This window comes from Sorangium sp. So ce296, from assembly GCF_051529605.1.
In the GTDB taxonomy this organism is placed as follows: Bacteria; Myxococcota_A; Polyangia; order Polyangiales; family Polyangiaceae; genus Sorangium; species Sorangium cellulosum_D.
In genome coordinates this window covers 4,558,038-4,580,525 of record NZ_CP150325.1, presented here as the reverse complement: position 1 = coordinate 4,580,525, position 22,488 = coordinate 4,558,038, and the positions used below count along the sequence as shown (strand labels likewise).

Below are 22,488 nucleotides of genomic sequence, written 5' to 3'. Positions count from 1 at the left end.
GAGCATGAATCAGGAGAAGAGCGTCATTCCCATCTGCGGCCTCGCTCTATCGAGCTTTCTGGCTCTGGGCTGCTTCTTCGAGGTGAAGGACGGCGATCGACATCGGCCTCGGCCGTCGATGGGGAGCCTGGTGATGGAGTGGACAATCGACGACCGGCGCGAGCCGCGGGACTGCTCCCGCTTCAGCGGTGGCAGGGCCGATCTCGAGCTGATCATCTACCGTGGCAGCGTCGAGGTGGCGAGGGAGTATGCGCCTTGCGAAGACTTCATCCTGACGGTGGATCTTCCGCCCGACGAGTACAGGGCGATTGCGACGCTCGTGGGGCGCAGCGACGAGCGACCTGTCACCACGTCGGCGAAGCTCGAGGCGATCGACGTCGTGCGTGGCTTCAACCTCCACCGGGAGGTGGATTTCTCGGCGACCTCGTTCCTCTTCTAGACGGCAGATCGCGTTGAGCGAGCGAGTATTCGACCTCCAAGCCGCCAAGGGCGCCGAGAGGGGATCCCCTTCTCGGCGTTCGTAGCGGCTTGGCGGTTCGAAATGCCGCGTTTTTCACGCGGTTTCAGCCCATCTGTCGCTCCAGACGGGCCCCCGCGCCGCGCGGAGCGCTGGGCCTCCTCGGCCTGGCAGCCCGGAGCTACCCCGCCCTCGGGATCGTGAGCCGCACCCGCGTCTCCCCGCGCGGCCCGTCCTCGATCGCGATCCCGTAGTTCGTGTGCGCCGCGATCGCGTGCGCCGCGATGAGCGGCAGCGCCGGCGGCCTCCCCTGCGCGACCGCCTCGAAATCGCGGCTCAGCACCACGCTCCGCGCCGCGGCTGGCAGCGGCGGCCCCGCGTCGTCGAACGTGATCTCGACCCCGCTCGGCCCCTCGACGAGCGTCACGACCACCTCGCTGCCCGGCGGGGACGCGCTGATCGCGTGATCGAGCAGCGCGTGCAGCAGCACCGTGAGCGCGCCCTGCGGCACGACCTCCTGCGCGGCCTCCGGCGCCTCGACCACTACGCGCACGTCGTGGCGCGCCGCGCGCGCGAGGTCGTCCTTCACGACGTCGCGCAGCAGATCGGCCACGTCGCAGTGGCGCGGGAACTCGTGGAGCGGGCACGCACCCAGCCTCGCGAGATCGCTCACGATCTCCGACGCCGCGGTCACGTGGCGCCCCACCGAGGCCGCCGTCTCCCCGGCGTCGCCGCCGTGCGACCGGAGCGGCGCGATGTCCCGCCCGATCGCCGACAGGATGCCGCGCAGCTGGGTCCCGAGCACCCGCACCGCCGCCACGAGCACCGCGAGGCTGTCGCCGCTCGGCGGCAGGTGCGACACCGGATCGCTGCCGCTCAGCCGTGACACGATGCCGGCCAGCGACCCGCGCTCGCGCTCGCCCTCGACCCGCGAAAAGACCGCGGCGAGCTCGCGCGCGTAGGCCTCGCCCTGCGCCTGCGCCGCGGCCAGCTCCTTCTTCAGGCTCTCGACCTCGAGGCGCTGGAGATCGACCTCGGCGGGCAAGGTCAGCGTCTGCATCAGCCCGTCGAGCTCCAGCCGGCCGCCGTAGCGCAGCGCCATCCGCGACAGCCACACCCGCTCGGTCTCGAAGTTCACGGGCGTCTCCGGCCCGAGGTTGACGCGCACGCTCACCTCGTCGCCGACGCGGTGGATGCTCACGTCGGGCGCCCCGCCCTGGCTCGTGGGATCGCCGCCCTGGGCGATGAGCACCTGGAGCATCCGCCGGAGCTCGGTCTCGTCGCCGAACACCGTCGTCCCTTCGCCCATCTCGATCTGCACGCGCGCCTCGGGCGCGACCTCCCAGAGCAGCGCCGTCAGGTCGACGCGACCGCGCCGCCCGCGCGGCATGGGCCGGCCGTGGAGCGAGGCGAGCATGCTCACCGCCTCGTCGAGCCGGTTCAGCGTGCTCTCCACGCCGCCCGAGCCGTCGTCCGGCGACGGCACCGGCGGCGGCGTGGTCTCGGTCGCGATCATCCCCACGCCCTGGCGGAGCTTCTGGGCGGCGCTGCGCGCCTCCTGCGCCAGCAGCCACGTCAGCTCGGGTCGGGTCAATCTGTCGCTGGTCACCCTGTTTTTCCCTCTATCCGCCACGCTCCGCGGAATCGCGCGCCATGATGCCAGACGTGGCGGTGCCCTGCTACGCTCATTGCCGCTCACCTCGTTCGATGCGAACTCGCTCTTCTTCCTCCTTGACGCCTCTCGCTCTTCTCTGTGCCGCAGCCGCGACGGCCGCGCTCGGGGCCGCCGCCTGCGGCTCGAGCGCGCCGAGCCCCTTCCCGTCGGCGGGCGGAGCAGGCGGGGCCGGCGGCGAAGGCGGCGCGGGCGGCGCAGGGGGCGAGCAGGCTCCGGCGGACCCGACGCTCGGCGGTCCGTGCGTCGACGACGATCAATGTGAGGACGGATTTCCCTGCACCTTCGATGCCTGCGACACCAGCGCAGGCCGGTGCCGTTTCACGCCGGACGACAGCGCGTGTCAGAACGACGTCTACTGCGACGGGGTCGAGCGGTGCAACCCGCGCCTCGGCTGCGTGCCTGGCGAGCCGATCGCGTGCGGCGACGGGAGCACCTGCACGATCGACGCCTGCGACGAGCCGACCAGGACGTGCTCGAGCGCCCCGCGCGACGCCGACCTCGACGGCGATCCCGACGCGCGTTGCGGCGGGGGCGACTGCGACGACGCCGATCCCACGGCGTCGTCGCTGCAGCCCGAGATCTGCGGGAACGACCGGGACGACGACTGCGACGGGCGCACCGATGAGCCCGGCTGCGTCTCGCCGGAGCACGACACGTGCGCCGACGCGCTGGAGATCTCGGCGCCGGGCTCGTACGCGATGAACACCGCGGGCGCGGGGTTCCACTACGCGAGCTCGTGCGGCCTGCCCCGCCCGATGAGCACGCGCGACGTGGTGGCCGCGGTGCTCCTGCCGCCGGGGCCGCCGGTCGACGTGCAGGTGACCGCGCGGACGGAGGGCACCGACGTCGCGGTGACGCTCGCCGGCCAGTGCGGCGACGCCGCGACCGAGCTCGCGTGCGGGCGCCCGCACCCCAGCGCGGACGGCGGCAAGCTCGCGAAGCTCCGGGGCCGCGGCCTCGGCGATCCGGAGCGCGCGACGGCGCTGCCGGTCTACGTGACCACCGCGGAGGGCGCGCCGGTGGTCGTCGACGTCGCGTTCCTGCCGCCCTCGCCGGCGCCCGAGAACGAGACGTGCGGCACCGCGGCGCCCCTCGAGCCGGGCGCGCCGGTCCTGGCGACGATCCTCGACGCCGCGCGGGATCTCGGGACCGCGTGCGAGACCGACCTCGGGGAGCTCGTCTACACGTTCGAGCTCACCGAGCCCCGCGACGTCGACCTCTACGCGATCTCGACCGACGGCGACGGCGAGCCCTCGCTCTCGCTGCGGTCCGAGGGGTGCGCGCTGCCCGAGGACGAGCTCACCTGCCAGACGGCGGCGGCGCCGCACCTCTTCCGGCGCGCGCTGCCCGCGGGGGTCTACGCCGTCGCCGTCTCGGCGACGGCGCCGACCTCGGTGCTCCTCACGCTGGAGCTCGCGCCGCCGACCGATCCGCCGCCGGACGAGGGCTGCGCCGAGGCGGCGCCGCTCGCGCCGAACCGGACGGTCGCCGTGTCGCTGCTCGGCCACCAGGACGACGTCGACCTCGGCTGCGGCCCGGCGGCGGTCGACGCCGTGTACGCGCTCGATCTGGACGTCGCGTCCGACGTGCTCCTGGTCGAGCGGCTGTCGGCCGGCGACAGCGGCTCGATCGCCCTGTCCGCGCCGGCGTGCGGCGGCGCCGGCGACCGGCTCGCGTGCGGCGAGGGCGACGTCAGCCCGCTCCGGAGCGCGCGGCGCGGCGTCCCGCCGGGGTCGTACCGCGTGGTGGCCGAGGCGCAGCTCGGCCAGCCGGTGAGCGTGACGGCGTTCGTGCGGCCGGCGGCGCCGCCCACGCTGGTGCCCTTCGCCGACGCGTGCGCGGGCGCGCTGGAGATCCCGGAGACCGGCGGGTTCTTCCAGGGCAACACGACCAACGCCGCCGCGGATTTCGACGCGGGGTGCGATCGCGCCGGCACCCAAGACCGCGGCGCCCGGGACCAGCTCCTGAAGCTCACGCTCACGGCGCGCCGCCGGGTGGTGCTCGACATGGCCGGCTCGGCCTACGAGACGCTGCTCTCGGTCCGCCGCGGCCCGGGCTGCCCCGGCACCGAAATGCCGCTTTCCTGCACGATCGGTACGGGCCCCCAGCGCAGCTTCCTCGATCTCGTGCTCGATCCGGGCGTCTACTACCTCCAGATCGACGGCCACGCGATGGCGCACGGCCTGTGGTTCCTCGACGTGCGGGTCGTCGACGCCGTCGACGAGGTCGATCCCTGACCCGCGGCCCTTTGCAAGCGCCCCCTCTCCCTTGCTAACGTCGCCCCGATGTTCGGCCGCATCTCTGCGATCGCCCTCAACACCTACCGGGAATCGCTTCGGGCGCGCATCCTCATTGGCCTGGCGGGCGTGGCCTTCGCGGTCGCTTTCTACTCGATCATCGTCGGCGCCTACACGCTCCGCAACGGGGCGCGCGTGGTCAGCGATCTCGGCGTCGCGTCGATCTCGCTGTTCAGCATCGCGGTCGCGATCATCATCGGCGCGACGTCGCTGTACCGCGAGCTCGAGCAGAAGACGATCTTCCCGATCCTGGCCCGCCCGGTCCGCCGCGGCGAGTACCTCGTCGGCAAGTACCTCGGCACGCTGCTCACGCTCGCGGTGTTCATCCTGGCCGACACCGGGCTCGTGCTGCTGATCAGCGCCGTCCTGGCCGGCCGCTCGCTCGCGCTCGTCGCGGGCGCCGGCGCCGCCTCGCTCGCGGCGCTCGGCCTCGCCGCGTGGCGCTCTCCGCTGCTGCGCACGTACGGGTTCATCCCGTGGTCGGCGGTCTTCCTCGTCCTCGGCGTGGTCCTCTCGGCCGGCGCTCCCACGGAGCAGCGCGTCGTCCTCGCCGGCAGCGCGCTCGCGTTCCTCGAGGTCGGCATCGTCGCGGCCGTGGCCACGCTGTTCTCCTCGTTCTCGACGCCGTTCCTGTCCGCCTTGCTCACGCTCGGCATCTTCCTCGTCGGGCGCAACGCCGACGCGCTCGCCCAGCTGCCGGTGAAGTACTTCGGCCCCCAGATCAGCGCCGCGGGGCGCGCCCTCTCCCGGGTCGTGCCCAACCTGCAGATCTACGTGCCGCCCCGCCCGCTGCTCGCGGGCGAGGTCGCCGACGCGAACCTCCTGGTCTACCTGGGGTGGGCGTCGATCACGTGCGCCGGCTGGGCGCTCGGGCTCCTTGCGGTGGCGGCGTTCGTCTTCAAGAAGCGCGATTTTCTGTGAAGCTCTCGGTCGTGCTCGGCGTCGTGCGCGGCATCGCGGTCGCCGGCTTCCTCCTTGGCGCGGCGTCGCTGCGCGTGGTGGTCGCCGGCGAGCGGGAGATCGCCGAGAGCACGGCCGCCCTGCTCGCCGGCGATCCGCACGCGGCGGCGCTCCACGCGCGGCGGGCGGCGAGCTGGTACGCTCCCGGCGCCCCCCACGTGCGCGTGGCCTACGAGCGGCTGATCGCGCTCGCGACGGCGGCGGAGGGTCTCGGCCAGCCCGACACGGCGCTCTTCGCCTGGCGCGCGGTGCGCACGGCCGCCCTGGAGACGCGGTGGCTCACGACGCCGCACGCTGAGGATCTGGAGCAGGCCAACGGGGCGATCGCCCGGCTCTCGGCGGCCGCGCCGCGCCCGCCGGGCACCCGGACCGAGCCAGCGGCCGTGGTCGCGCGGGAGCACGTCGCCGCGCTCGCGCGCGACGACGCGCCGCGGGTCGGCTGGGTCGTCGCGCTCGTGGCGGCCTTCGTGGCGTGGGTCGCGGGTGCCATCTGGGTGGTGCGGCGCGCGGTGACGGTGACGGGCCAGTGGGTGTGGCCGCGTGCCGTGCCGGGGCTCGCGGTGTGCGCGGCCGGGATCGCGGTGTGGCTGCTGGCGATCTGGCAGGCCTGACCGCCGCTCCGCGTCTCGACCTTCCGTCTTCCGTCTTCCGTCTTCCGTCTTCCGTCTTCCGTCTTCCGTCTTCCGTCTTCCGTGCTCCTCGCCGTGCGCGTGCGCGTGCGCGCTGACGCCGGGGAATCGCGCACGCGCACGCGCACGAAGGACGAACACGGGAGAGGGGGGACGGGGGACCGGGGACGGGAGAGGGGAGACGGGAGACGGGGGACGGGGGACGTCTGCATGAAGCCCGAGCGAGACCCGCTCCACGGATCGCGAACGGGGCAAAATGGGCCGACCGCGGCGAAATGGGGCGGCGAAACGGGCCGGCCGGTCCCGACGGCCACCTCGGGAATCGACGGGCCGTGACGCCTGCTGATCGGCTGGCACGCGGCATTGCAAAGCCGCGGTGCACGACACATCGATGATGAGGGAGCAGCGTTTGCTGCGCTCCGTTCCGTGGAGGTGACGGGTTTCATGAAGAATCAGATCAAGACGATCCTGTTGCTCGGCGTCATGTCGGCAATCCTGGTGTCCATCGGTGGGGCGCTCGGGCCGGGGTACCTCGTCTTGTTCGGCGTCCTCGCGCTCGCGATGAACCTGGGCGCGTATTTCATGTCGGATCGCATCGTGCTCGCGGTGCACCGGGCCGCCGAGGTCGCGCCCGAGGAGGCGCCCGGCCTGCACCGGATGGTGGAGGAGCTCTCGCGGCGGGCGGAGATCCCGAAGCCGCGGGTCTATGTCATCCCGGACGCGCAGCCGAACGCCTTCGCCACCGGGCGCAACCCGGAGCACGGCGTCGTCGCGGTCACCGAAGGGATCATGCAGCTCCTGACCGAGCGCGAGCTGCGCGGCGTGCTGGCGCACGAGATCGCGCACATCAAGAACCGCGACATCCTGGTGTCGACCATCGCGGCGGCGTTCGCCTCGGGCATCACGTGGATCGCGCACGCCGTGAGCTTCGCCGGGCTGTTCGGCGGCTCATCGGACGACGAGGAGGGGGAGAGCCCGCTCGGCGGGCTGGCGCTCGCGATCGTCGCTCCCATCGCGGCCACGCTCGTTCAGCTCGGCATCTCGCGCTCGCGCGAGTACATGGCGGACGAGACCGGGGCGCAGCTGTGCGGCGACCCGGAGGCGCTCGCCAGCGCGCTGTCCAAGCTGGAGCACGGCGTGGCGCTCATCCCCGCCGAGTCCGCCCGTCCGGCCACGGCGAGCCTCTTCATCGTGAGCCCGCTCGCCGGGGCGAGCTCCGTGCTGAAGTGGTTCTCGACGCACCCGACGACCGAGGAGCGCGTCAGCCGGCTGCTGTCGATGGCGGCCAGCGGCGGCCGCGCGGCCTCCCCGAGGAGGGCAAGCGCGCTGGCGTGACGGCGGCGAGGCGCGATGCGTCGGGGCGCGCGGCCTCAGCCGTCGCGGAGATGCTCCTGCCGGCATCCCCGTCCGTGCGGCCAGCCTGGCGCTCGGCGCCGAACTGGCGATCCCCGTGAGGCGGGAATAGCGTCGCTCGCTCCACGTCCCACGGGGAGAGCGCGCGGCGCCCTCGGCGCCGCGGCTCGTGACGCGACCTCAGTCTCGCACCGCACGGTGTCATCTCGAGAGGCAGGATGATGAACAAGCTCCCTCGCATCGCATCAACGCTCGCCGCGCTCGCCGCCCTCACGGCCATCGCCGCCCCGGCCGCCGCCGCTGCCGAGGAGACCACCGCGGCGGCCGCGGAGGCGCCGCGTCAGGGCCGGGGCAAGGGCGCGGCCCCGTTCCCGCAGGACGCCGCCGGCTTCAGCAAGCGGGTCGACGAGAAGAGCGCGAAGCTGCGCGCGAGGGTCGAGGCGAAGATGCAGAAGGGCGGCGTCCCGGAGGCGCGCCGCGCCGAGGTCCGGAAGGCGCTCGACGAGGTCCAGGCCAAGGTGCGGGCGGCGGTCGACGCGGCCGCCAGGGACGGGGTGATCACCCAGGCAGAGGCGAAGCGGGTCCGGAAGGTCGCGCGCGAGGCGCGCAAGGCGATCGGGAAGCAGCTCGGGCTGGAGCAGAAGCCCACGAAGAAGCAGAAGCGAGGGAAGGGCACGAAGCGGATCCTCGTGCCCGAGACCGTGTAGCGCGACGCAGGTCGGGAGCGCTGAAGCCGCCGGCGGCGTCCGGCCGCCGGCCCCGCTCAGACCGCAGCGCGGGGCCGCGCCAGCGCATCCCAGGCGGCCATGGCGCAGTCGACGATCGCCTCCAGCGCCTCGCGCGGGGCGCCGTCGCGGGCCTGGATGGAGAGGCCCTGGAGCACCGTGGTGTAGAAGGCGGCGAGCGCCGCCGTGTCGGTGCCCGCCGGCAGGTCGCCCTCGGCGACGCCGCGATCCAGCCTCCGCTGGAGCTCGTCGAGCGCGCCCCGCCGGCACGCGGCGAGGTGGCTGCGCACGCCCTCGCTCTCCGGCGTACCGAGCGTCGCGGCGAGCACGATCATGCAGCCGCTCGGCTTTCCCGGGCTCGCGTAAGCCTCCACGTTGCTGCGCAGCATGGCCTCGACCGCCCTGCGCGCCGTCGGCTCCTCGCGCAGCGCCCGGCCCGTCGCCGCGCCCTCGACCTCGCCGTAGAGCGCCACCGCTTCGCGAAACAGCGCCTCCTTGCAGCCGAACGCGGCGTAGAGGCTCGGCGAGTTGATGCCCATCGCGGCCGTGAGATCGCTCAGCGACGTGCCCTCGTAGCCCCGCTCCCAGAACACCTCCATCGCCCGCCGCAACGCTGCGGCCCGGTCGAAGCCGCGTGGACGCCCCCGTCCGGCCATCACGACGACCTTTCTGTGCCGATCGATAAATAAATCGGTTGACCCCCCGTCACCCGGCGCAGTATAGATTTTGTGCTGATCGACACAGAAATGAGGTAGACATGTCGGAGCTTGTTGGCAAGGTGGCGCTGGTGACCGGAGGCAGCCGCGGGATTGGCGCGGCGATCGTCAAGCGGCTGGCGCGGGACGGGGCGGATGTGGCCCTGACGTACGTGAGCGCTCCGGAAAAGGGGCGCGCGGTGGTCGCCGAGGTCGAGGCGGCGGGTCGGCGGGGGCTGGCGATCGCGTCGGACAGCGCGGATCCGGCGCAGGTCGTCCACGCGGTCGAGCGGACCGTGGCCGAGCTCGGTCGGATCGACATCCTCGTCAACAACGCCGGCATCGCCATCATGGGGCCGCTCGAGGCCCTGACGCTCGAGCAGGTGGACCGGACGCTGGCGATCCACGTGCGGGCCTCGTTCCTCGCCGCCCAGGCCGCGGCGCGGCACATGGGCGCGGGCGGGCGCATCATCAGCATCGGCAGCTGCCTGGCCGACCGGGTGCCGGGGCCGGGCATCACCCTGTATTCGATGAGCAAGGCGGCGCTGGTGGGCCTCACCAAGGGGCTCGCCCGCGACCTCGGGCAGCGCGGCATCACCGCCAACCTCGTTCAGCCGGGCCCGATCGACACCGACATGAACCCGGCCAGCGGCCCGGGCGCGGACGAGCAGCGGAGCCAGCTCGCCGTCGGTCACTACGGCACCGGCGACGATATCGCCGCCACGGTCGCTCACCTCGCCGGAGAGAGCGGGCGCTTCATCACCGGCGCGACGATCGCGGTCGACGGCGGCTTCGCAGCCTGAGAGCGCCGTGGCGGTCGCCGCCGCTGCCCTGCGCGAGCGCCGCGGCCGGCGAGGAGGCTCGCCGGCCGGACGGCGCGCCGCTCGGGCTGTCGGCGCTCGGCCCGGGCGGCGCTAGGACGCCGCGCGCGGCGCCTCGCCGAGCAGCTCGAGCCTCGCCAGGCTCGCGCAGGTCTCCGACAGGGCGCGCATCAGGCGCAGGCGGTTGTCGCGCACGGCCGCGTCGTCGGTCATCACGAACACGTCGATGAAGTACTGGTGCAGGAGCGGCGCGAAGTCCGCCACCGCCCTGAAGGCGGAGTCGTACGCGCCGCTCCGGACGTCCGACGCGATCTGCTCGCGCAGCTTGAGGTAGCCCGCGAAGAGCGCCGTCTCGCTCGCGTGCACGTCCTGGCCGAACGGCGCGACCGGCTCGCCGGGCGGCGCCTTGTCGGCGATGTTGGTCGCCCGCTTGAAGACCTCGCCGACCCGGGCGCGGACCTCGGGGCTGAGCGCGTCGATCGCGCGCACGCGCGCCCGGAGATCGAGCGGGCGACCCGCGGCGACGGGGAGGCACGCGAGGACCGCGTCCTGCGGGAGCCGATCGGAGAGCAGGCCGCGCAGCCGCTCGACGAAGAACTCGCCGAGGCGCGCCGTGAGGTACTCGCGCGAGGCGTCGAGCTTCACGCCGGCGTAGCCGTCGTACGCGGCGCTGAACGCGGCGCCGAGGCGCAGATCGAGGTCGCGATCCAGGAGCGTGCGCAGCACGCCGAGGCAGGCGCGGCGGAGCCCGTACGGATCGGCCGTGCTCGTGGGGATGAGCCCGATCGCGAAGCAGCCGACGAGCGTGTCGAGCCGATCGGCGATCGCGACGAGCGCGCCGGCGTGCGTCGGCGCGGTCGCGTCCGCGGCGCCCTTCGGCAGGTAGTGATCGCGGATCACGTCGGCGACCTCGGGGCTGACGCCCTGGGCGAGCGCGTAGGCGCGGCCCATCTCGCCCTGGAGCTCGGGGAACTCGCCGACCATCAGCGCGACGAGGTCGCACTTCGCGAGGTGCGCCCCCGAGGCGGCCGCCACGAGCGTCGGCTCCGGCAGCATCAGCAGCAGGCCGAGCTCGCGGGCGAGCCGCTCGACGCGCTCGGCCTTCGCGAGCACGCTGCCGAGCCGCTTCTGGAACACGATGCCGCCGAGCTTCTCGCGCCGGCTGGCGAGCGGGAGCTTGACGTCCTCCCGGTAGAAGAACTGTGCGTCCGAGAGGCGCGCGCGCATGGTCGTGTCGTTGCCGCTCTTGATCTTCTCGGGCGCCTCCGCGGTGTTGACGACCGCGAGGTACTTCGGGAGCAGCGCGCCCGTCTTCGCGTCGCGGACGCCGAAGTAGCGCTGGTGCCCGCGCGCGACCTCGAGGATCACCCGCTCGGGCAGGTCGAGGAACCGCTCCTCGAAGCTGCCGATGATGACGTGCGGCTCCTCCACGAGGGACAGGTTCTCGCCGATCAGGAAGTCGTCCTCGATGAGCGCCCCGCCGGCGTCCCGCGCGGCGGCGAGCAGGCGCTCGCGCATCAGGCGCGCGCGCTCGCCGGGGTCGACGATCACGTGCGCCGCGCGCATCGCCTCGACGTAGTCCTTGGCCGCGCCGAGGGCGATCTCGCCCGGCGCGAGGAAGCGGTGGCCGCGGCTCGTGCGGCCGCTGCGGACGCCGGCGATCTCGATGGGGATGACGTCGGCGCCGGAGAGCGCGACGAGCCACTGGATGGGGCGGCCGAACGCGAACTCGCCGTTCCCCCAGCGCATCGATTTGCGGAAGGGGATGGCCGCGACGAGCGAGGTCAGGACCTCCGGGAGGAGCTCGGCCGCGGGCCTGCCGGCCTCGCGCCGCGTGCCCGCGAGGTACTCGCCCTTCGGCCCCTCGACGCGCCGCAGATCGGCGACCGCGCACCCGAGCTTCTGCGCGAACGCCTCGGCCGCCTTGGTGGGCGCGCCGTCCTTGAAGGCCGCCTTGACGGGCGGGCCGGTGACCTCCTCCTCGAGGTCGGGCTGGCGCGCCGCGACCCCGGAGACGAGCAGCGCGAGGCGCCGCGGGGTGCCGAGCGCGCGCATCGCGCCGTGGCGGAGCCTGAGCTCCGCGAGGCGCTTCGTTGCGAGATCCGGGAGCGCGCGGAGCGCGGCCTCGACAAACGACGAGGGGAGCTCCTCGACGCCGATTTCGAGCAGGAGATCGCTCGCTTCGTTGGACATGGGACCGCGGACGCTACCCCAGAACCGCCCGTCCGGCGAGGCGGTCGAGCGACCGGGCAGCGCTGCGCGCCGGGCCAGCGGCCGGCCGCCAGCCGCCGGCCAGCAGCCTAAGTTCCGCCGCCAGAAGTCCGGCCAGGGATCCGGAGCGAGAGTTCAACGCAAAGGCGCAAAGGCGCAAAGGCGCAAAAAAGATTTGTAGTTTTGCGCCTTTGCGCCTTTGCGCCTTTGCGTTTACTTCTCTATCGCTCGTGAGGCAGAGCCCTGGCGGGAGTTCTGATCCGCGGTACTAGCCTACGCCGCGCGCGGCCGCCCCCGCTGCGCGCGGCCCGCCCGGGCTGCGCGCGGCGTTCGAAGCCTGGCCGCGCGGCGCGCCTGCCCGGACCGCGCCCCGACGCCGATTGCGCGGCTCAGCGGGCCTGCGTCGTCTGCTGGAGCGCGCGCGCGAGCACCTTCTTGAAGGCGCTCGCCTCGCCTCCGTTCGGCTTGCTCTTGCGTCCGTACCAGGTCGCCGCGCCGACGCGCACGACGCACTGGGCTGCCCGCGTGTACCGGCGGGACGCCCTCGCGACGGCCCGATCGTCCGGCGCAGACGCGGACGCGACCGCCGCGCCGAGGTCGTTCAGCGCCTCGTCGAGCGGGAGGCAGCCCTCCGGCGCGCGGGGCAGCGCGAGGGGCGGCGGGGCATGGCAGCAGCGGGCGCGCAGGGTGGCGAGCGCCGCCATGTCGTACCAGCCGAGCACGCCCCATTCCTTCGTCGCGTCCGAGATCCCCTCGGGCCCGGCGGCCCTGGCGAGGTGGCCCTTGAGCGCCGCGACGCCCTTCATCGGGTCGACCTCGGTGCAGAGGAACCCGAGCTGGCCCGCGGTCGCGGCGTCGACGCCCTTGCCCGGAAAGATCGGCATCGCGCAGGCGGCGAAGCCCGCCGCGGCGTCCGGCGCTGCGCTCGCCGCGGCGTCTGCGCTCGCGGCGCCGGCGTCCACCGGCGCCGCCACGGCCGCATCGCCCGAGACGGCGGCGTCCTCGGCCGCCGGGGCGCTCGGCGCCGCGGGGGCGACGCAGGCGGCGGGAGCGACGTCCGAGCCGGCAGGCAAGGCGGGGAGGGACGGCGGCGGCGCGGGATCGCGGCGGCGCATCCAGAACCAGGCCGCCGCTGCGGCGCCCGCGAAGACCACGGCGTACAGGGCCAGCATGGCCACGCGGCGCGCCGCGGAGGGCGCGCTGCCGCGTGCGCCCCGATCGGGCCCCGGGGGGCGCGGCGCATCGGGCGCGCCGACGTGCACGGCGGCGCCCTCGGTCGCCAGCGCGGACGGAGCCGGGGGCAGCTCGCCGTCGATGCGTGCGGGCCGAGCGCGGCTAGGCCGCCGGCTCGTCGGTTCGTTTGCGGTGACGAGCGGCGCCGGCGCGAGGGGCGGCCGCTCCGCGGGCGCGGGCGAAAGGGGCGGCTGCTGCGCCGGTGCGAGGGCAAGGGACGGCTGCTCCGCCGCGCTGGGCGGGAGGGGCGGCTGCTGCGCCGGTGCGAGGGCAAGTGACGGCTGCTCCGCCGCGCTGGGCGGGAGGGGCGGCTGCTGCGCCGGTGCGAGGGCAAGTGACGGCTGCTCCGCCGCACTGGGCGGGAGGGGCGGCTGCTCCGGCGGCGCGGCCGCAACAGCCGCCCCGGGCGGGCCGCTGGAGGCGTCCGCCCTCGGGGCGTCGGCGTGCCCCGGCGGTGCGGCAGGCGAGACCGCTGGCACCGTCGAGCGGCGCTCTGGCGCCTCGGGGACCGGGGTGGTCGGCGCGCCCGTCGACCGGAGACCGAGGGCCGCGAGCCCGTGGAGCGGCAACGGCGTCCGGCGCGCCGTGGAGCCTGCAGTGCCGGGCGGCAACGAGCTCGTGTGGCCGCGGGGCGGCGAGCTCCCGCGCGGCGGCTGCGAGCTGGAGCTCCAGCGCGGCGGCGAGCTCTCACGGGGCGGCGAGCTCTCGCGCGGCGGCGAGCTCTCACGGGGCGGCGAGCTCCTGCGCGGCGGCGAGCTCTCGCGCGGCGGCGAGCTCCTGCGCGGCGGCGAGCTCTCGCGCGGCGGCGAGCTCTCGCGCGGCGGCGAGCTCTCGCGCGGCGGTGAGCTCTCGCGCGGCGGCGAGCTCCTGCGCGGCGGCGGCTGCGAGCTCGACGCGCCCCGCAGGCCGCTGTTCGACGGTCGCGGCGCGGGCACGGTCCTCGCCGGCTCCGCGACCGCGTGCTCGTCGAGCGGCGGCAGCTCCCCCAGGCCGTCGCTCGGCCGCGCCGCCTCCAGCGCGCGACGCAGCGCCGCCACCTCGACGATCCGTCGCTTCGCGTCGCGCGCGAGCGCCTGCTCGAGGACGCGCCACAGCGCGTCGCCCGCCGCCCCCGGCGGCGTCACCCGCGGCGCATCGCCGGCGCTCTGCTTGCGGCGGAGCTCCCCGTCGCTCTCGGCCGGGAAGGGGAGCGTCCCCGAGAGCGCCACGTACAGGGTGACCGCGAGCGCCCACGTGTCGTCCCGGCGCGACGGTCCCTCGCCCGCCGCGCGCTCCGGCGAGCGGTAGCCCACGAAGGCCGGCGTCGCGAGCGGATCGGAGAGCCACCCCCGCGACGTGCACGGCTCGTCCTCGATGATCACGCACGCGGCCGACAGGCGGCCGTGCACGGTCCCGCGCCCGTGCAGGCTCTCGATCCGCTTCGCCAGACGGACGACCCAGCCCACCGCGTCCCTGTCCGGCAAAGGACCGGCACGTGCGACCCGCGCAGCGAGCGTCTCCATACGAGCGCCGCAGCCTAGTGCGGCGGCTCGCCGCTGACCACATTGTGCTGTCCGCGCGGCGCGCCCGATCGCCGATCGCCGGTCCTTCGCCCGGCGGCGCCGCCTCAGCCCCCGATCACGTCGGCCATCGTGTATCGGCCGGGCGGCTTGCCGTGCAGGTGCCACGCCGCGCGCAGCGCGCCGCGCGCGAAGAGATCGCGGCTCGTGGCGCGGTGCGTGAGCTCGAGGCGCTCGCCGGGGCCGAGCAGGTGCACCGTGTGGTCGCCGATGACGTCGCCGCCGCGCACGGCGAAGATCCCGAGCTCGTTCGCCTTGCGGGGGCCGACGTTGCCCTCGCGGCCGTGCACGTCGGCGAGCGCCGCGGGCCCTTCGCCGGCGCCGCCGCGGGCCTCGCGCAGCGCCTCGGCCAGCCGCACGGCCGTGCCGCTCGGGGCGTCCACCTTGGCGCGGTGGTGCACCTCGACGATCTCGACGTCGTAGCCGGGCCCGAGCCGGCGCGCCGCGCTCGCCGCGATCTCCGCGAGCACGTGGATGCCGATGCTCGTGTTCGGCGACCAGAGGACCGGGACGTGCTGCGCCGTCTCCTCGAGCAGCCGCTCGCACGTGCCGTCGAGACGCGTCGTGCCGCTGACCACCGCGACCTTGGCCCGCATCGCGAGGTGCAGGAGCCGGGGGAGCGCCTCGGGCCGCGAGAAATCGATGACCACGTCCGCGCCGAGCAGCCCGGCGCTGGTGTCGTCGCTCATCGCGACGCCGATGGTGCCCGTCCCCGCGAGCTCGCCGACGTCGCGGCCGATGCGGGAGGAGCCGCGCGACACGATCGCGCCCACGACCTGCGCGCGCTCGTTCGCGGCGAGCCGGACGATCGCCTGCCCCATCTTCCCGCTCGCGCCGTGGATCGCGACCTTCAGCAAGCGAGCCTCTTCTCCCTGGCCGGTTCCCAAGAGCGCGCCCATCGGTACGCCTCGATGATCGCCGTTCGACTTCACGTCGCCTCGCGCCTCGCCTCGAGCCGCTTCATCGCCTCGCCGATCTGCTGCCGGGTCGCCTCGCCGGCCGGCGCGAGGGGCAGCCGGACGGCGGCGCTCATGCGGCCCAGGGCGGCCAGCGCCGCCTTCGCCGGGGAGGGGTTCGGCTCGACGAACATGAGCCCGTGGATCTCCAGCAGCGCGAGGTGCGCCGCCCGCGCGCCCGCGAGGTCGCCGGCCAGGAACCGCCGGGTCACCGCGCTCGTCTCGCGCGGCAGCACGTTCGACGTGACGCTGATGACCCCCTGCGCGCCGAGCGCCATCATCGCGAGCGTCAGCGCGTCGTCGCCGCACAGGACCGTGAGCCGATCGCCGAGGCGCCGCACCAGCTCCTGGCAGCGGAGCACGTTGCCCGTGGCGTCCTTGATGGCGACGACGTTGGGCGCGGCGGCGCAGATGCGCTCGGTCGTCTCGGCGGAGAGGTCGACCACCGTTCGCCCCGGGATGTTGTAGAGCACGACCGGCCCCGCGACGGCCTTGGCCACGGCCAGCGTGTGCTCGCGGAGCCCGTCCTGCGAGGGCTTGCTGTAGTACGGCATCACGATCATCACGCCCTCCGCGCCGGCGGCGAGCGCGGCGCGCGAGGCCTCGATCGTCTTCTTCGTCGAGAACGAGCCCGTCCCCGCGACCACCGGCACGCGGCCGCGCGCCGCCTCGACGACGCGCCGGATGACCGCGGTCGTCTCCGCTTCGCTCAGGGTCGGCGACTCGCCCGTGGTCCCGCACGGCACGAGCCCGCTGACGCCGCCCGCGATCTGGGCCTCGACGAGCGCGGTGAGCGCTTCGAAGTCGACGGCTTCGCCATCAGGGGTGAACGGCGTGACCAGGGCGGTGAACGTTCCCGACAAGGGGAGCTGCGTCATTCGAGGACCATGATCGCCACCCGGGGGGCGCGTCAACAGGAGAGGACGGGTCCGCCGCGGACGCCGCGCTCTCCGCGGCTTCCCGAACCGCGCGGCGCCGATCGGCCGCGGCCGTCCGCGCGACGCCGCGCCGGCCCGGCGTAAGCCCGGCGCGGACGGCGGCGGGCGGCCTGGCTCTACGACCGGACGCGATCGAGGAGGGGGCGTCTGCTATCCTGGTCGGTGTGGCGCCTCGCTCCTTCGGGGGTATGCCCGAGCGCGTCAGGTCCCAGAGGCACCGGCCATGGATCTCGCCCAGTACATCAAGAGCATCTCCACCGCGGCCAGCACCATCCTGGAAGGGATGGCCGTCACGTTCTCCCATCTGTTCCGGGAGCCCATCACCGTCCAGTATCCGGACAAGACGGACCGACCCGTGAGCGAGATGCTCCCGCCGCGGTACCGCGGCTTCCTCGAGGTGCAGATGGACATCTGCACCGGCTGCAAGCGCTGCGAGCGCGCGTGCCCCATCGAGTGCATCGCCATCGACCTGGAGAAGGATCCGGCGACGAAGAAGCAGGCGATGAGCCGCTTCGACATCGACATGGGCAAGTGCATGTACTGCGGCCTCTGCGTCGAGGCGTGCAAGACCGAGTCGACCGGCGCGATCCGCCACACGCGCGAGTTCGAGGGGGCGGCGCCGACGCTCGACCACCTCACCTTCCGCTTCATCCCGGAGGGGCTGGTCCCGCTGTACAAGGCGCCGAAGGACCTCGGGGAGGTGCCTGTCGGCGAGTACGGGCCGCACGCCCGCGAGGCCCGCGAGCGCGCGATGCGCGACAACCCGGCCGCGCTCGAGGAGCTGCGCGCGATCTGGCGCAGGGAGCACGCCCGGAAGCAGGGCGCCGAGGCCGCTGGAGCGGTGGCTGGAGCCGCGGGCGGAGAGGCCGGAGCGGGCGCCTGAGCGAGGGCGTCGCCCGTCGCGGGGCGTCGCCCTTGATGGGCGATGGGCAGCGGTCTAACGTCGCGCCCCTCACCACATGCCCTCTCCGAGTGCACTCGCCTTCCTCGGGCTCGCCGCGCTGACGCTCGGCTCCGCCGGGCTCGTCGCGTTCTCCAGGAACATCATCCACTCCGCGCTCGCCCTGCTCGGCACCTTCCTCGGCATCGCAGGGCTCTACGTCACGCTGTCGGCCGATTTTCTCGCGGCCACCCAGGTGCTCGTCTACGTCGGCGGCACGCTCGTCCTGATCCTCTTCGCCGTGATGCTCACGAGCCGCATCGCGGAGATGAAGATCTCGAACCCGCGCGGCGGGGCCGCCGTGGCGTTCGTCCTGGTCACGGCGGTGCTCCTCGTGCTCGGCCGGGTGGCGACCCGGACGCCCTGGCCCGCCGAGGCCAAGCCCGCGATGCCGTCCACGGCCAAGCTAGGCCACGCGTTCCTCGGCGAGTACCTGCTCCCGTTCGAGCTCGGCTCGGTCGTCCTGCTCGGCGCCATGATCGGCGCGGTCGTGCTGGCGCGTCGCGCCGTCAGGCGCGCCTGGGAGAGGGAGTAGGCGATGGAGGAGATCGGGCTCATCCATTACCTCAGCGTCGCCGCGGCGCTGTTCGGCCTCGGGTTGTTCACCGTCATGACGCGGAAGAACGCGGTGGGCATCCTCCTCGGCGTCGAGCTCATCCTCAACGCCGCCGCGCTCAACTTCGTCGCGTTCGAGCACTTCGTCGCGGGCGGCGTGTCTGGCCAGGTGTTCACGGTCTTCATCATCGTCCTCGCCGCGAGCGAGGCGGCGATCGCGCTGGCCATCGTGCTCCAGGTCTACCGTCACCACCGCAGCATCATGGCCGACGAGCTGACCTCCCTGAAGAACTGACGCGAGAGCGGTCATCCGTGCGGAAGAGCGTGACGAGCGTGACGAGCGCGACGAATGCGAATGCGACGGGCGAGACGAGCGCGACGGGGCGCGGGGACCACGACGGGCGTGACGGCGCGACGATCGCGTCAGGCACGGCGTTCGTACCGGCGCGCACCGCGTCGCACGCCGTGCGTCGCGCGTCCGCGGCCCGCATCGCCGCCAGCGCCGCCGGCGGCGCTTGACGCGCACGCGTTCTGCCGCTTCAGGTGGAGCTCAATCCCACCGACAAGCAGGAAAAACCTGACCTTGCTAAGCCCCTGTGGACGACCCACGTTCGAAGCATGCAGAACCTATCCAAGTCCGAGCTGGTGGGGTTCGTGGAGCTCGAGGTCGGCTCGCTTGCTGTGCAGGTGCCGATCCGCGCAGCAGAGGCGGCGAAGGAGCTCCCCCTCGCGTCGTTCGAGGCCGAAGGGGACAATTGCGCCATCCTCGTGCGCGGCGATACGTCCTCCAAGGCGGTTGAGGTCGCGCTGCGACACGCGGCGCAGGAGGCGGTCAAGCACCTCTCGAGGAAGCTGCTCAATTAGGGCGGCGCGCACGGAACGACGCCCTGCGGCCCGGGCGGGCTGCGGGACACGGCTCCCGGGCAGCGCGGCCCTCCGGGTGTGGATTCCTGCTCAGGGACGGCGCGGGCACGTTCCTGCTGGTCATCCAGCGCGCAGCAAGCTAGGAGCGGGCTCATGGTCGAGCCCACCTGGTTTGCGAAGCGCTGATGGATACCCCGCCCACGCCGAGAATCTCGGGAAGCGCGCGTGAGCGCTGGGAGCGCGTCCGGCAGATCGCCGTGCCGGTCCTCCTGCTTGGTGCCATCGCCTTCTTCGCCAGCTTCGTCCATCGCTTCTATCCCATTCAGCATTGGCTCTTCTGGCGCTATGCCGGCTACTGGCTCCTCTGCGGGCTGTGGACGGCCGCCTGCGTCTCTGCGGGCCACCTGACGCTCAAGCTCGTTGTCGGCCGCTCCCTGCCGATCGTGGAGCAGCTCGCCACGAGCTTCGCCATCGGCGTCTTCGAGTTCGCGTTCCTCATGAGCGTGGCCGGGCTCCTCAAGCTCTACGGCCCTGTGCTCTTCGTGGTCCTGCCGCTCGCGATGCTCGGCGCCGGGCTCGCGCCGCTCCGCGGCTATCTGACGCGGGTCACCCGCCACGTCCGCGGCGCGCAGCGGAGGGCGCCGCCCGCGCCGCTCTGGACCTACGGGATCCTCGCGCTCGGGCTGCTTGGCGTGGGCATGGTGTACTTCGTCATCCTCACGCCCGACAACGTCCAGTTCGACTCGCGCTGGAAGCACCTGGCGCTGGCCGAGGAATACGCTGTCACGGGGGGTATTCGCCGCTTCCCGGAGGGCTGGACGGTCGAGACCTATCCGCACTTCGCGACGTTCGTCTATTCGTGGGCTTTCCTCCTGCCGCGCGGGCTCCTGTTCGACAAAGTCGAGCTCGCCGCGCACATGGAGTTCGTGGGGTTCCTCTGGACCCTCGTCGCCATCCCGGCCGCCGTGCGGCTGATGATCCCCCGCGGGCTCGGGCCATACGCCCTCCGGCTCTCGTGGACGGCGCGCTTCCTCTTCCCCGGCATCTTCCTCTACGACTCGAGCCTGAGCGTCGGCGGCGATCACATCGCGTCCATCTTCGCGCTCCCGGCGTTCACCCTGATGATCCGCGCCTACCGGGAGCTCTCGCCGCGCTTCATCGCGCTGATGATGATGATGATCTCCGGCGCCGGGCTCACCAAGTACACCGGCGCGGTCATCCTGGTCCCCTTCCCGGCGCTCGTCCTCGGCGCGCGAACGCTCGTCCTCGCCTACCGCTCGCTCCGCGGCCAGGCCGCCCCCGCGATCCGCAAGAACTGGTACCTCGGCCCGCTCGCCGCGGCCGCCGCGGGCCTGCTCTTCACCTCCACGCACTGGGCGAAGAACTGGGTCTATTACGCGGATCCGCTCTATCCCACGCTGTACAAGATCCTCCCCCTGAACCCCTGGACGCCGGACGCGGCCAACATCTTCGAGTGGGGTTACAAGGACTACCAGTTCTGGCGGCCGGAGCGGAACCTGGACGGGGTGCTGAGGACGCTCAAGGCGCTCGTCGACTTCTCCTTCCTCCCGAACGATTACCCGAAGTTCCACGGCAAGGTCCCCACCTTCGGGTCGGTCTACACGCTGCTGCTCCTCTGCCTGCCGTTCCTCAAGGGGACGAGGCGCGTCTGGGCGCTCGTCGGCTACGTGCAGGTCGGGCTCCTCTGCTGGTACTGGACGCACCACCAGGACAGGTATCTCCAGGCCATCGTCCCGCAGATGGCGGCCGCGACCGCGGCGATGATCGCGCTCGTCTGGCGCGCGGCAGGCGACAGCAGGCTCGCCGTCCTCGCGACGAGGACGGGCCTCGGCACGCTGGTCGGGCTGCAGGTCGTCTGGGCGGGCGACGTGTACTTCATCCCGGGCCACGCGATGGTGAAGTCGCCGGTCAAGGCCGTGATCGAGCTCCTCTCCCAGGGCTACGCGAAGCGCTACGCGCAGCGATTCGACATCTACCCGACGTTCCAGTCCATCTCCCGGGCGCTCCCCGAGGGCGCGCGCGTGCTGCTGCACGACAACCACAACCACCTCGGGATCGGCGCCGAGACGCTGTCGGACTGGAACGGCTGGCAGTACGGCATCAGCTATGGCCGGCTGCGCACGCCCCGCGAGGTCTGGGACCTCCTGAAGGGCATGGGGGTGACCCACGTCGCCTGGGACACCCAGGTCAGCAAGGGGTGGGACACGGTCGCCGGAGATCTCATGTTCTTCGATTTCGCGCTCAAGCGCACCGTGAAGCACGCGAAGCACCGCGGGATGACGCTCGCCGAGATGGGCCCGCCCCCCGACCCGCAAGCCCCGTTCCCCACCACCGTCGCCTACCTGGGCTGCGGCAATGCCTACAAGTCGGGGCTCTACGAGCTCAGCGACCTGACGGTGCCGGTCTTCGGGCCGAACAACCGCGCGTACCCCGCGCCCCGGGTGAGCGGTCCCCCCGCCGGCGAGAGCGCCGCGGCGCTGCTGGATCGGGCGGGGTTCGCCGTGGTCGATCCGAAGTGTCAGTCGCTGCCCACCTCGGCCCGGAGCGACTTCAGGCTCGCCGCCAAGCGGCGCGTGCTCCTCGGCGGGAAGGGGAAGCTCGACCTCTACCTCCGAAAGGACGGCGAGGTGAGCGCGCCGGCCGCGGCGCCGGCGCCGGAGCCGGAGCCGACCCCCGGGGAGCCGGACATGGCCCCGGAGCCCGACGACGACGAGGATCTCCCCGGCAGGCGCTGAAGCGCGCCTGCGGCCCGTCGCGGGGGGGCCCTGCCGCGAGGCGGCCCTTGACCGCGGCGCGGCCGCCGAGGCGGCGATGCCCGGGGCCGCGAGAGGCCCGGGCGACCGGGGCCCACCTCAGGCCGCCGTGCGCCTCGCCACGCAGAAGACCGACAGCCCGAAGCTCGGCCGGCGGCCGCGCGCGATGAGATCGACCTCCGCGCGAAGGACCGCTTCGAGCGCGGACGACGCGAGGCCGGACTTCGGCGAAGGCTGCTTCATGCTGGTCTTGCCCGGGCGCAGCTTGCGCGCGGCGCTCCAGACGGCGCGCGAGCCGACCGCGGCCGGGAAGAGGAGCTGGTTGAAGTAAGCGCACGCCTCCACGTGGAAGTCGGCCGGCAGCGCGGCGCGGAAGCTGCCGGCGGTGTACCGGCGGAAATGCTGCAGCGCGCGGTCGTGATCGCTGAACAACCACGGATACGCCGGCACCGTGGCGACGAAGATCCCGCCGGGGCTCAGGTGGTCGTGGATCCAGCGGAGGGCGGCGCGGTCGTCCTCGATGTGCTCGATGACGTCGAGCGCGCAGATCACGTCGTAGCGCCGGTCGAGCTCGAACGGGAGCGACGCGCTGTAGAGCGTCCTCGCCGTGCCCGCCTTCGCGATCGCCTCCTGGCCGAGCGGGCTCACCTCGTTCGCGTCGACGGCCCCGAACTCCGCGAGGACACCCAGGTTCTGGCCGACCCCGGCGCCGACCTCCAGCAGCTCGAGGGGCCGTCGTCCCGGGCCGAACTCGCGCACCAGGTGGGCCAGCAGCCGAGCCCTCCCCTTCCTCAACCAGTCGCCGGATTCCTCGGAGTACTGCTGGTATGCTGTCGTTTCCATCCG

19 protein-coding genes are annotated in these 22,488 nt (G+C 73.4%); 12 read left to right on the top strand and 7 right to left on the bottom strand.

What is annotated here, in order from left to right; translation table 11 throughout:
* The first annotated feature begins 4 nt into the window (after positions 1-4).
* Positions 5-439: a hypothetical protein gene (locus WME98_RS17285; protein ID WP_061627710.1), complete on the top strand. Its 435-nt coding sequence runs from the start codon at positions 5-7 to the stop codon at positions 437-439.
* A 199-nt stretch (positions 440-638) separates the two neighbouring features.
* Here WME98_RS17285 and WME98_RS17280 read toward each other — a convergent pair whose 3' ends face one another.
* The gene (locus tag WME98_RS17280) at positions 639-2,051 is read right to left on the bottom strand and encodes a sensor histidine kinase (RefSeq protein ID WP_437952272.1); all 1,413 of its coding nucleotides are present in this window, start codon (positions 2,049-2,051) and stop codon (positions 639-641) included.
* Between the two features lie 137 nt (positions 2,052-2,188).
* Here WME98_RS17280 and WME98_RS17275 point away from each other — a divergent pair, with 137 nt between their 5' ends.
* The 5 genes from WME98_RS17275 (at position 2,189) to WME98_RS17255 (ending at position 8,078) form a co-directional block, all read left to right on the top strand.
* Complete coding sequence (locus WME98_RS17275) at positions 2,189-4,369, top strand: putative metal-binding motif-containing protein (RefSeq protein ID WP_437952271.1); 2,181 nt, start codon at positions 2,189-2,191, stop codon at positions 4,367-4,369.
* A 48-nt stretch (positions 4,370-4,417) separates the two neighbouring features.
* Positions 4,418-5,350, top strand: coding sequence for an ABC transporter permease (locus tag WME98_RS17270; protein ID WP_437952269.1), 933 nt, complete (start codon positions 4,418-4,420; stop codon positions 5,348-5,350).
* Positions 5,347-6,000 carry a hypothetical protein gene (locus tag WME98_RS17265; protein ID WP_437952268.1) on the top strand — a complete coding sequence of 218 codons (654 nt, stop codon included), beginning with the start codon at positions 5,347-5,349 and terminating at the stop codon, positions 5,998-6,000. Before WME98_RS17270 ends, WME98_RS17265 begins: the two co-directional genes overlap by 4 nt.
* 462 nt (positions 6,001-6,462) lie before the next feature.
* Positions 6,463-7,353: a zinc metalloprotease HtpX gene (locus WME98_RS17260; protein WP_061627718.1), complete on the top strand. Its 891-nt coding sequence runs from the start codon at positions 6,463-6,465 to the stop codon at positions 7,351-7,353.
* Positions 7,354-7,592: 239 nt separating this feature from the next.
* Positions 7,593-8,078, top strand: a complete 486-nt coding sequence (locus tag WME98_RS17255) for a hypothetical protein (RefSeq protein ID WP_437334238.1) — start codon at positions 7,593-7,595, stop codon at positions 8,076-8,078.
* A gap of 56 nt (positions 8,079-8,134) precedes the next feature.
* Here the strand turns inward: WME98_RS17255 and WME98_RS17250 are convergent, their stop codons facing one another.
* Positions 8,135-8,752, bottom strand: a complete 618-nt coding sequence (locus WME98_RS17250; protein ID WP_437952266.1) for a TetR/AcrR family transcriptional regulator — start codon at positions 8,750-8,752, stop codon at positions 8,135-8,137.
* A gap of 101 nt (positions 8,753-8,853) precedes the next feature.
* Here WME98_RS17250 and WME98_RS17245 point away from each other — a divergent pair, with 101 nt between their 5' ends.
* Positions 8,854-9,594, top strand: a complete 741-nt coding sequence (locus tag WME98_RS17245) for a 3-oxoacyl-ACP reductase family protein (RefSeq protein WP_437952265.1) — start codon at positions 8,854-8,856, stop codon at positions 9,592-9,594.
* Positions 9,595-9,705: 111 nt separating this feature from the next.
* Here WME98_RS17245 and glyS read toward each other — a convergent pair whose 3' ends face one another.
* The 4 genes from glyS to dapA form a co-directional block, all read right to left on the bottom strand.
* Positions 9,706-11,805 (bottom strand): glycine--tRNA ligase subunit beta, encoded by a 2,100-nt coding sequence (gene glyS, locus WME98_RS17240; protein WP_437952264.1) that lies wholly within the window; start codon positions 11,803-11,805, stop codon positions 9,706-9,708.
* Positions 11,806-12,212: 407 nt separating this feature from the next.
* Positions 12,213-14,558, bottom strand: a complete 2,346-nt coding sequence (locus tag WME98_RS17235) for a hypothetical protein (protein ID WP_437952263.1) — start codon at positions 14,556-14,558, stop codon at positions 12,213-12,215.
* A gap of 104 nt (positions 14,559-14,662) precedes the next feature.
* Positions 14,663-15,472: a 4-hydroxy-tetrahydrodipicolinate reductase gene (gene dapB, locus WME98_RS17230; protein WP_437952262.1), complete on the bottom strand. Its 810-nt coding sequence runs from the start codon at positions 15,470-15,472 to the stop codon at positions 14,663-14,665.
* A gap of 71 nt (positions 15,473-15,543) precedes the next feature.
* Positions 15,544-16,449: a 4-hydroxy-tetrahydrodipicolinate synthase gene (dapA, locus tag WME98_RS17225; RefSeq protein ID WP_437952261.1), complete on the bottom strand. Its 906-nt coding sequence runs from the start codon at positions 16,447-16,449 to the stop codon at positions 15,544-15,546.
* 283 nt (positions 16,450-16,732) lie between these two features.
* Here dapA and WME98_RS17220 point away from each other — a divergent pair, with 283 nt between their 5' ends.
* From WME98_RS17220 to WME98_RS17200, 5 genes are all read left to right on the top strand, one after another.
* Positions 16,733-17,392, top strand: coding sequence for a NuoI/complex I 23 kDa subunit family protein (locus WME98_RS17220; protein WP_061622226.1), 660 nt, complete (start codon positions 16,733-16,735; stop codon positions 17,390-17,392).
* Positions 17,393-17,468: 76 nt separating this feature from the next.
* Positions 17,469-17,984 carry an NADH-quinone oxidoreductase subunit J family protein gene (locus tag WME98_RS17215; protein WP_061622227.1) on the top strand — a complete coding sequence of 172 codons (516 nt, stop codon included), beginning with the start codon at positions 17,469-17,471 and terminating at the stop codon, positions 17,982-17,984.
* A gap of 3 nt (positions 17,985-17,987) precedes the next feature.
* Positions 17,988-18,299 carry an NADH-quinone oxidoreductase subunit NuoK gene (nuoK, locus tag WME98_RS17210; RefSeq protein WP_020741059.1) on the top strand — a complete coding sequence of 104 codons (312 nt, stop codon included), beginning with the start codon at positions 17,988-17,990 and terminating at the stop codon, positions 18,297-18,299.
* 323 nt (positions 18,300-18,622) lie between these two features.
* Entirely contained in the window at positions 18,623-18,868 is a 246-nt protein-coding gene (locus tag WME98_RS17205) for a hypothetical protein (RefSeq protein ID WP_061622229.1), read from the top strand.
* A 185-nt stretch (positions 18,869-19,053) separates the two neighbouring features.
* Positions 19,054-21,624, top strand: coding sequence for a hypothetical protein (locus tag WME98_RS17200; RefSeq protein ID WP_437952259.1), 2,571 nt, complete (start codon positions 19,054-19,056; stop codon positions 21,622-21,624).
* Between the two features lie 117 nt (positions 21,625-21,741).
* Here the strand turns inward: WME98_RS17200 and WME98_RS17195 are convergent, their stop codons facing one another.
* Positions 21,742-22,485: a class I SAM-dependent methyltransferase gene (locus WME98_RS17195; RefSeq protein ID WP_063823641.1), complete on the bottom strand. Its 744-nt coding sequence runs from the start codon at positions 22,483-22,485 to the stop codon at positions 21,742-21,744.
* Between the last annotated feature and the right edge of the window lie 3 nt (positions 22,486-22,488).

What these genes read in the sequence shown, in the direction of transcription:
- WME98_RS17255 (WP_437334238.1), top strand. Translation starts at nt 7,593, where the DNA reads ATGAACAAGCTCCCTCGCATCGCATCAACGCTCGCCGCGCTCGCCGCC.
- WME98_RS17215 (WP_061622227.1), top strand. Translation starts at nt 17,469, where the DNA reads ATGCCCTCTCCGAGTGCACTCGCCTTCCTCGGGCTCGCCGCGCTGACG.
- WME98_RS17250 (WP_437952266.1), bottom strand. Translation starts at nt 8,752, where the DNA reads ATGGCCGGACGGGGGCGTCCACGCGGCTTCGACCGGGCCGCAGCGTTG.
- WME98_RS17200 (WP_437952259.1), top strand. Translation starts at nt 19,054, where the DNA reads ATGGATACCCCGCCCACGCCGAGAATCTCGGGAAGCGCGCGTGAGCGC.
- WME98_RS17245 (WP_437952265.1), top strand. Translation starts at nt 8,854, where the DNA reads ATGTCGGAGCTTGTTGGCAAGGTGGCGCTGGTGACCGGAGGCAGCCGC.
- WME98_RS17260 (WP_061627718.1), top strand. Translation starts at nt 6,463, where the DNA reads ATGAAGAATCAGATCAAGACGATCCTGTTGCTCGGCGTCATGTCGGCA.
- WME98_RS17195 (WP_063823641.1), bottom strand. Translation starts at nt 22,485, where the DNA reads ATGGAAACGACAGCATACCAGCAGTACTCCGAGGAATCCGGCGACTGG.
- glyS (WP_437952264.1), bottom strand. Translation starts at nt 11,805, where the DNA reads ATGTCCAACGAAGCGAGCGATCTCCTGCTCGAAATCGGCGTCGAGGAG.
- WME98_RS17270 (WP_437952269.1), top strand. Translation starts at nt 4,418, where the DNA reads ATGTTCGGCCGCATCTCTGCGATCGCCCTCAACACCTACCGGGAATCG.
- WME98_RS17220 (WP_061622226.1), top strand. Translation starts at nt 16,733, where the DNA reads ATGGATCTCGCCCAGTACATCAAGAGCATCTCCACCGCGGCCAGCACC.
- WME98_RS17235 (WP_437952263.1), bottom strand. Translation starts at nt 14,558, where the DNA reads ATGGAGACGCTCGCTGCGCGGGTCGCACGTGCCGGTCCTTTGCCGGAC.
- WME98_RS17205 (WP_061622229.1), top strand. Translation starts at nt 18,623, where the DNA reads ATGCAGAACCTATCCAAGTCCGAGCTGGTGGGGTTCGTGGAGCTCGAG.
- WME98_RS17285 (WP_061627710.1), top strand. Translation starts at nt 5, where the DNA reads ATGAATCAGGAGAAGAGCGTCATTCCCATCTGCGGCCTCGCTCTATCG.
- nuoK (WP_020741059.1), top strand. Translation starts at nt 17,988, where the DNA reads ATGGAGGAGATCGGGCTCATCCATTACCTCAGCGTCGCCGCGGCGCTG.
- dapA (WP_437952261.1), bottom strand. Translation starts at nt 16,449, where the DNA reads ATGACGCAGCTCCCCTTGTCGGGAACGTTCACCGCCCTGGTCACGCCG.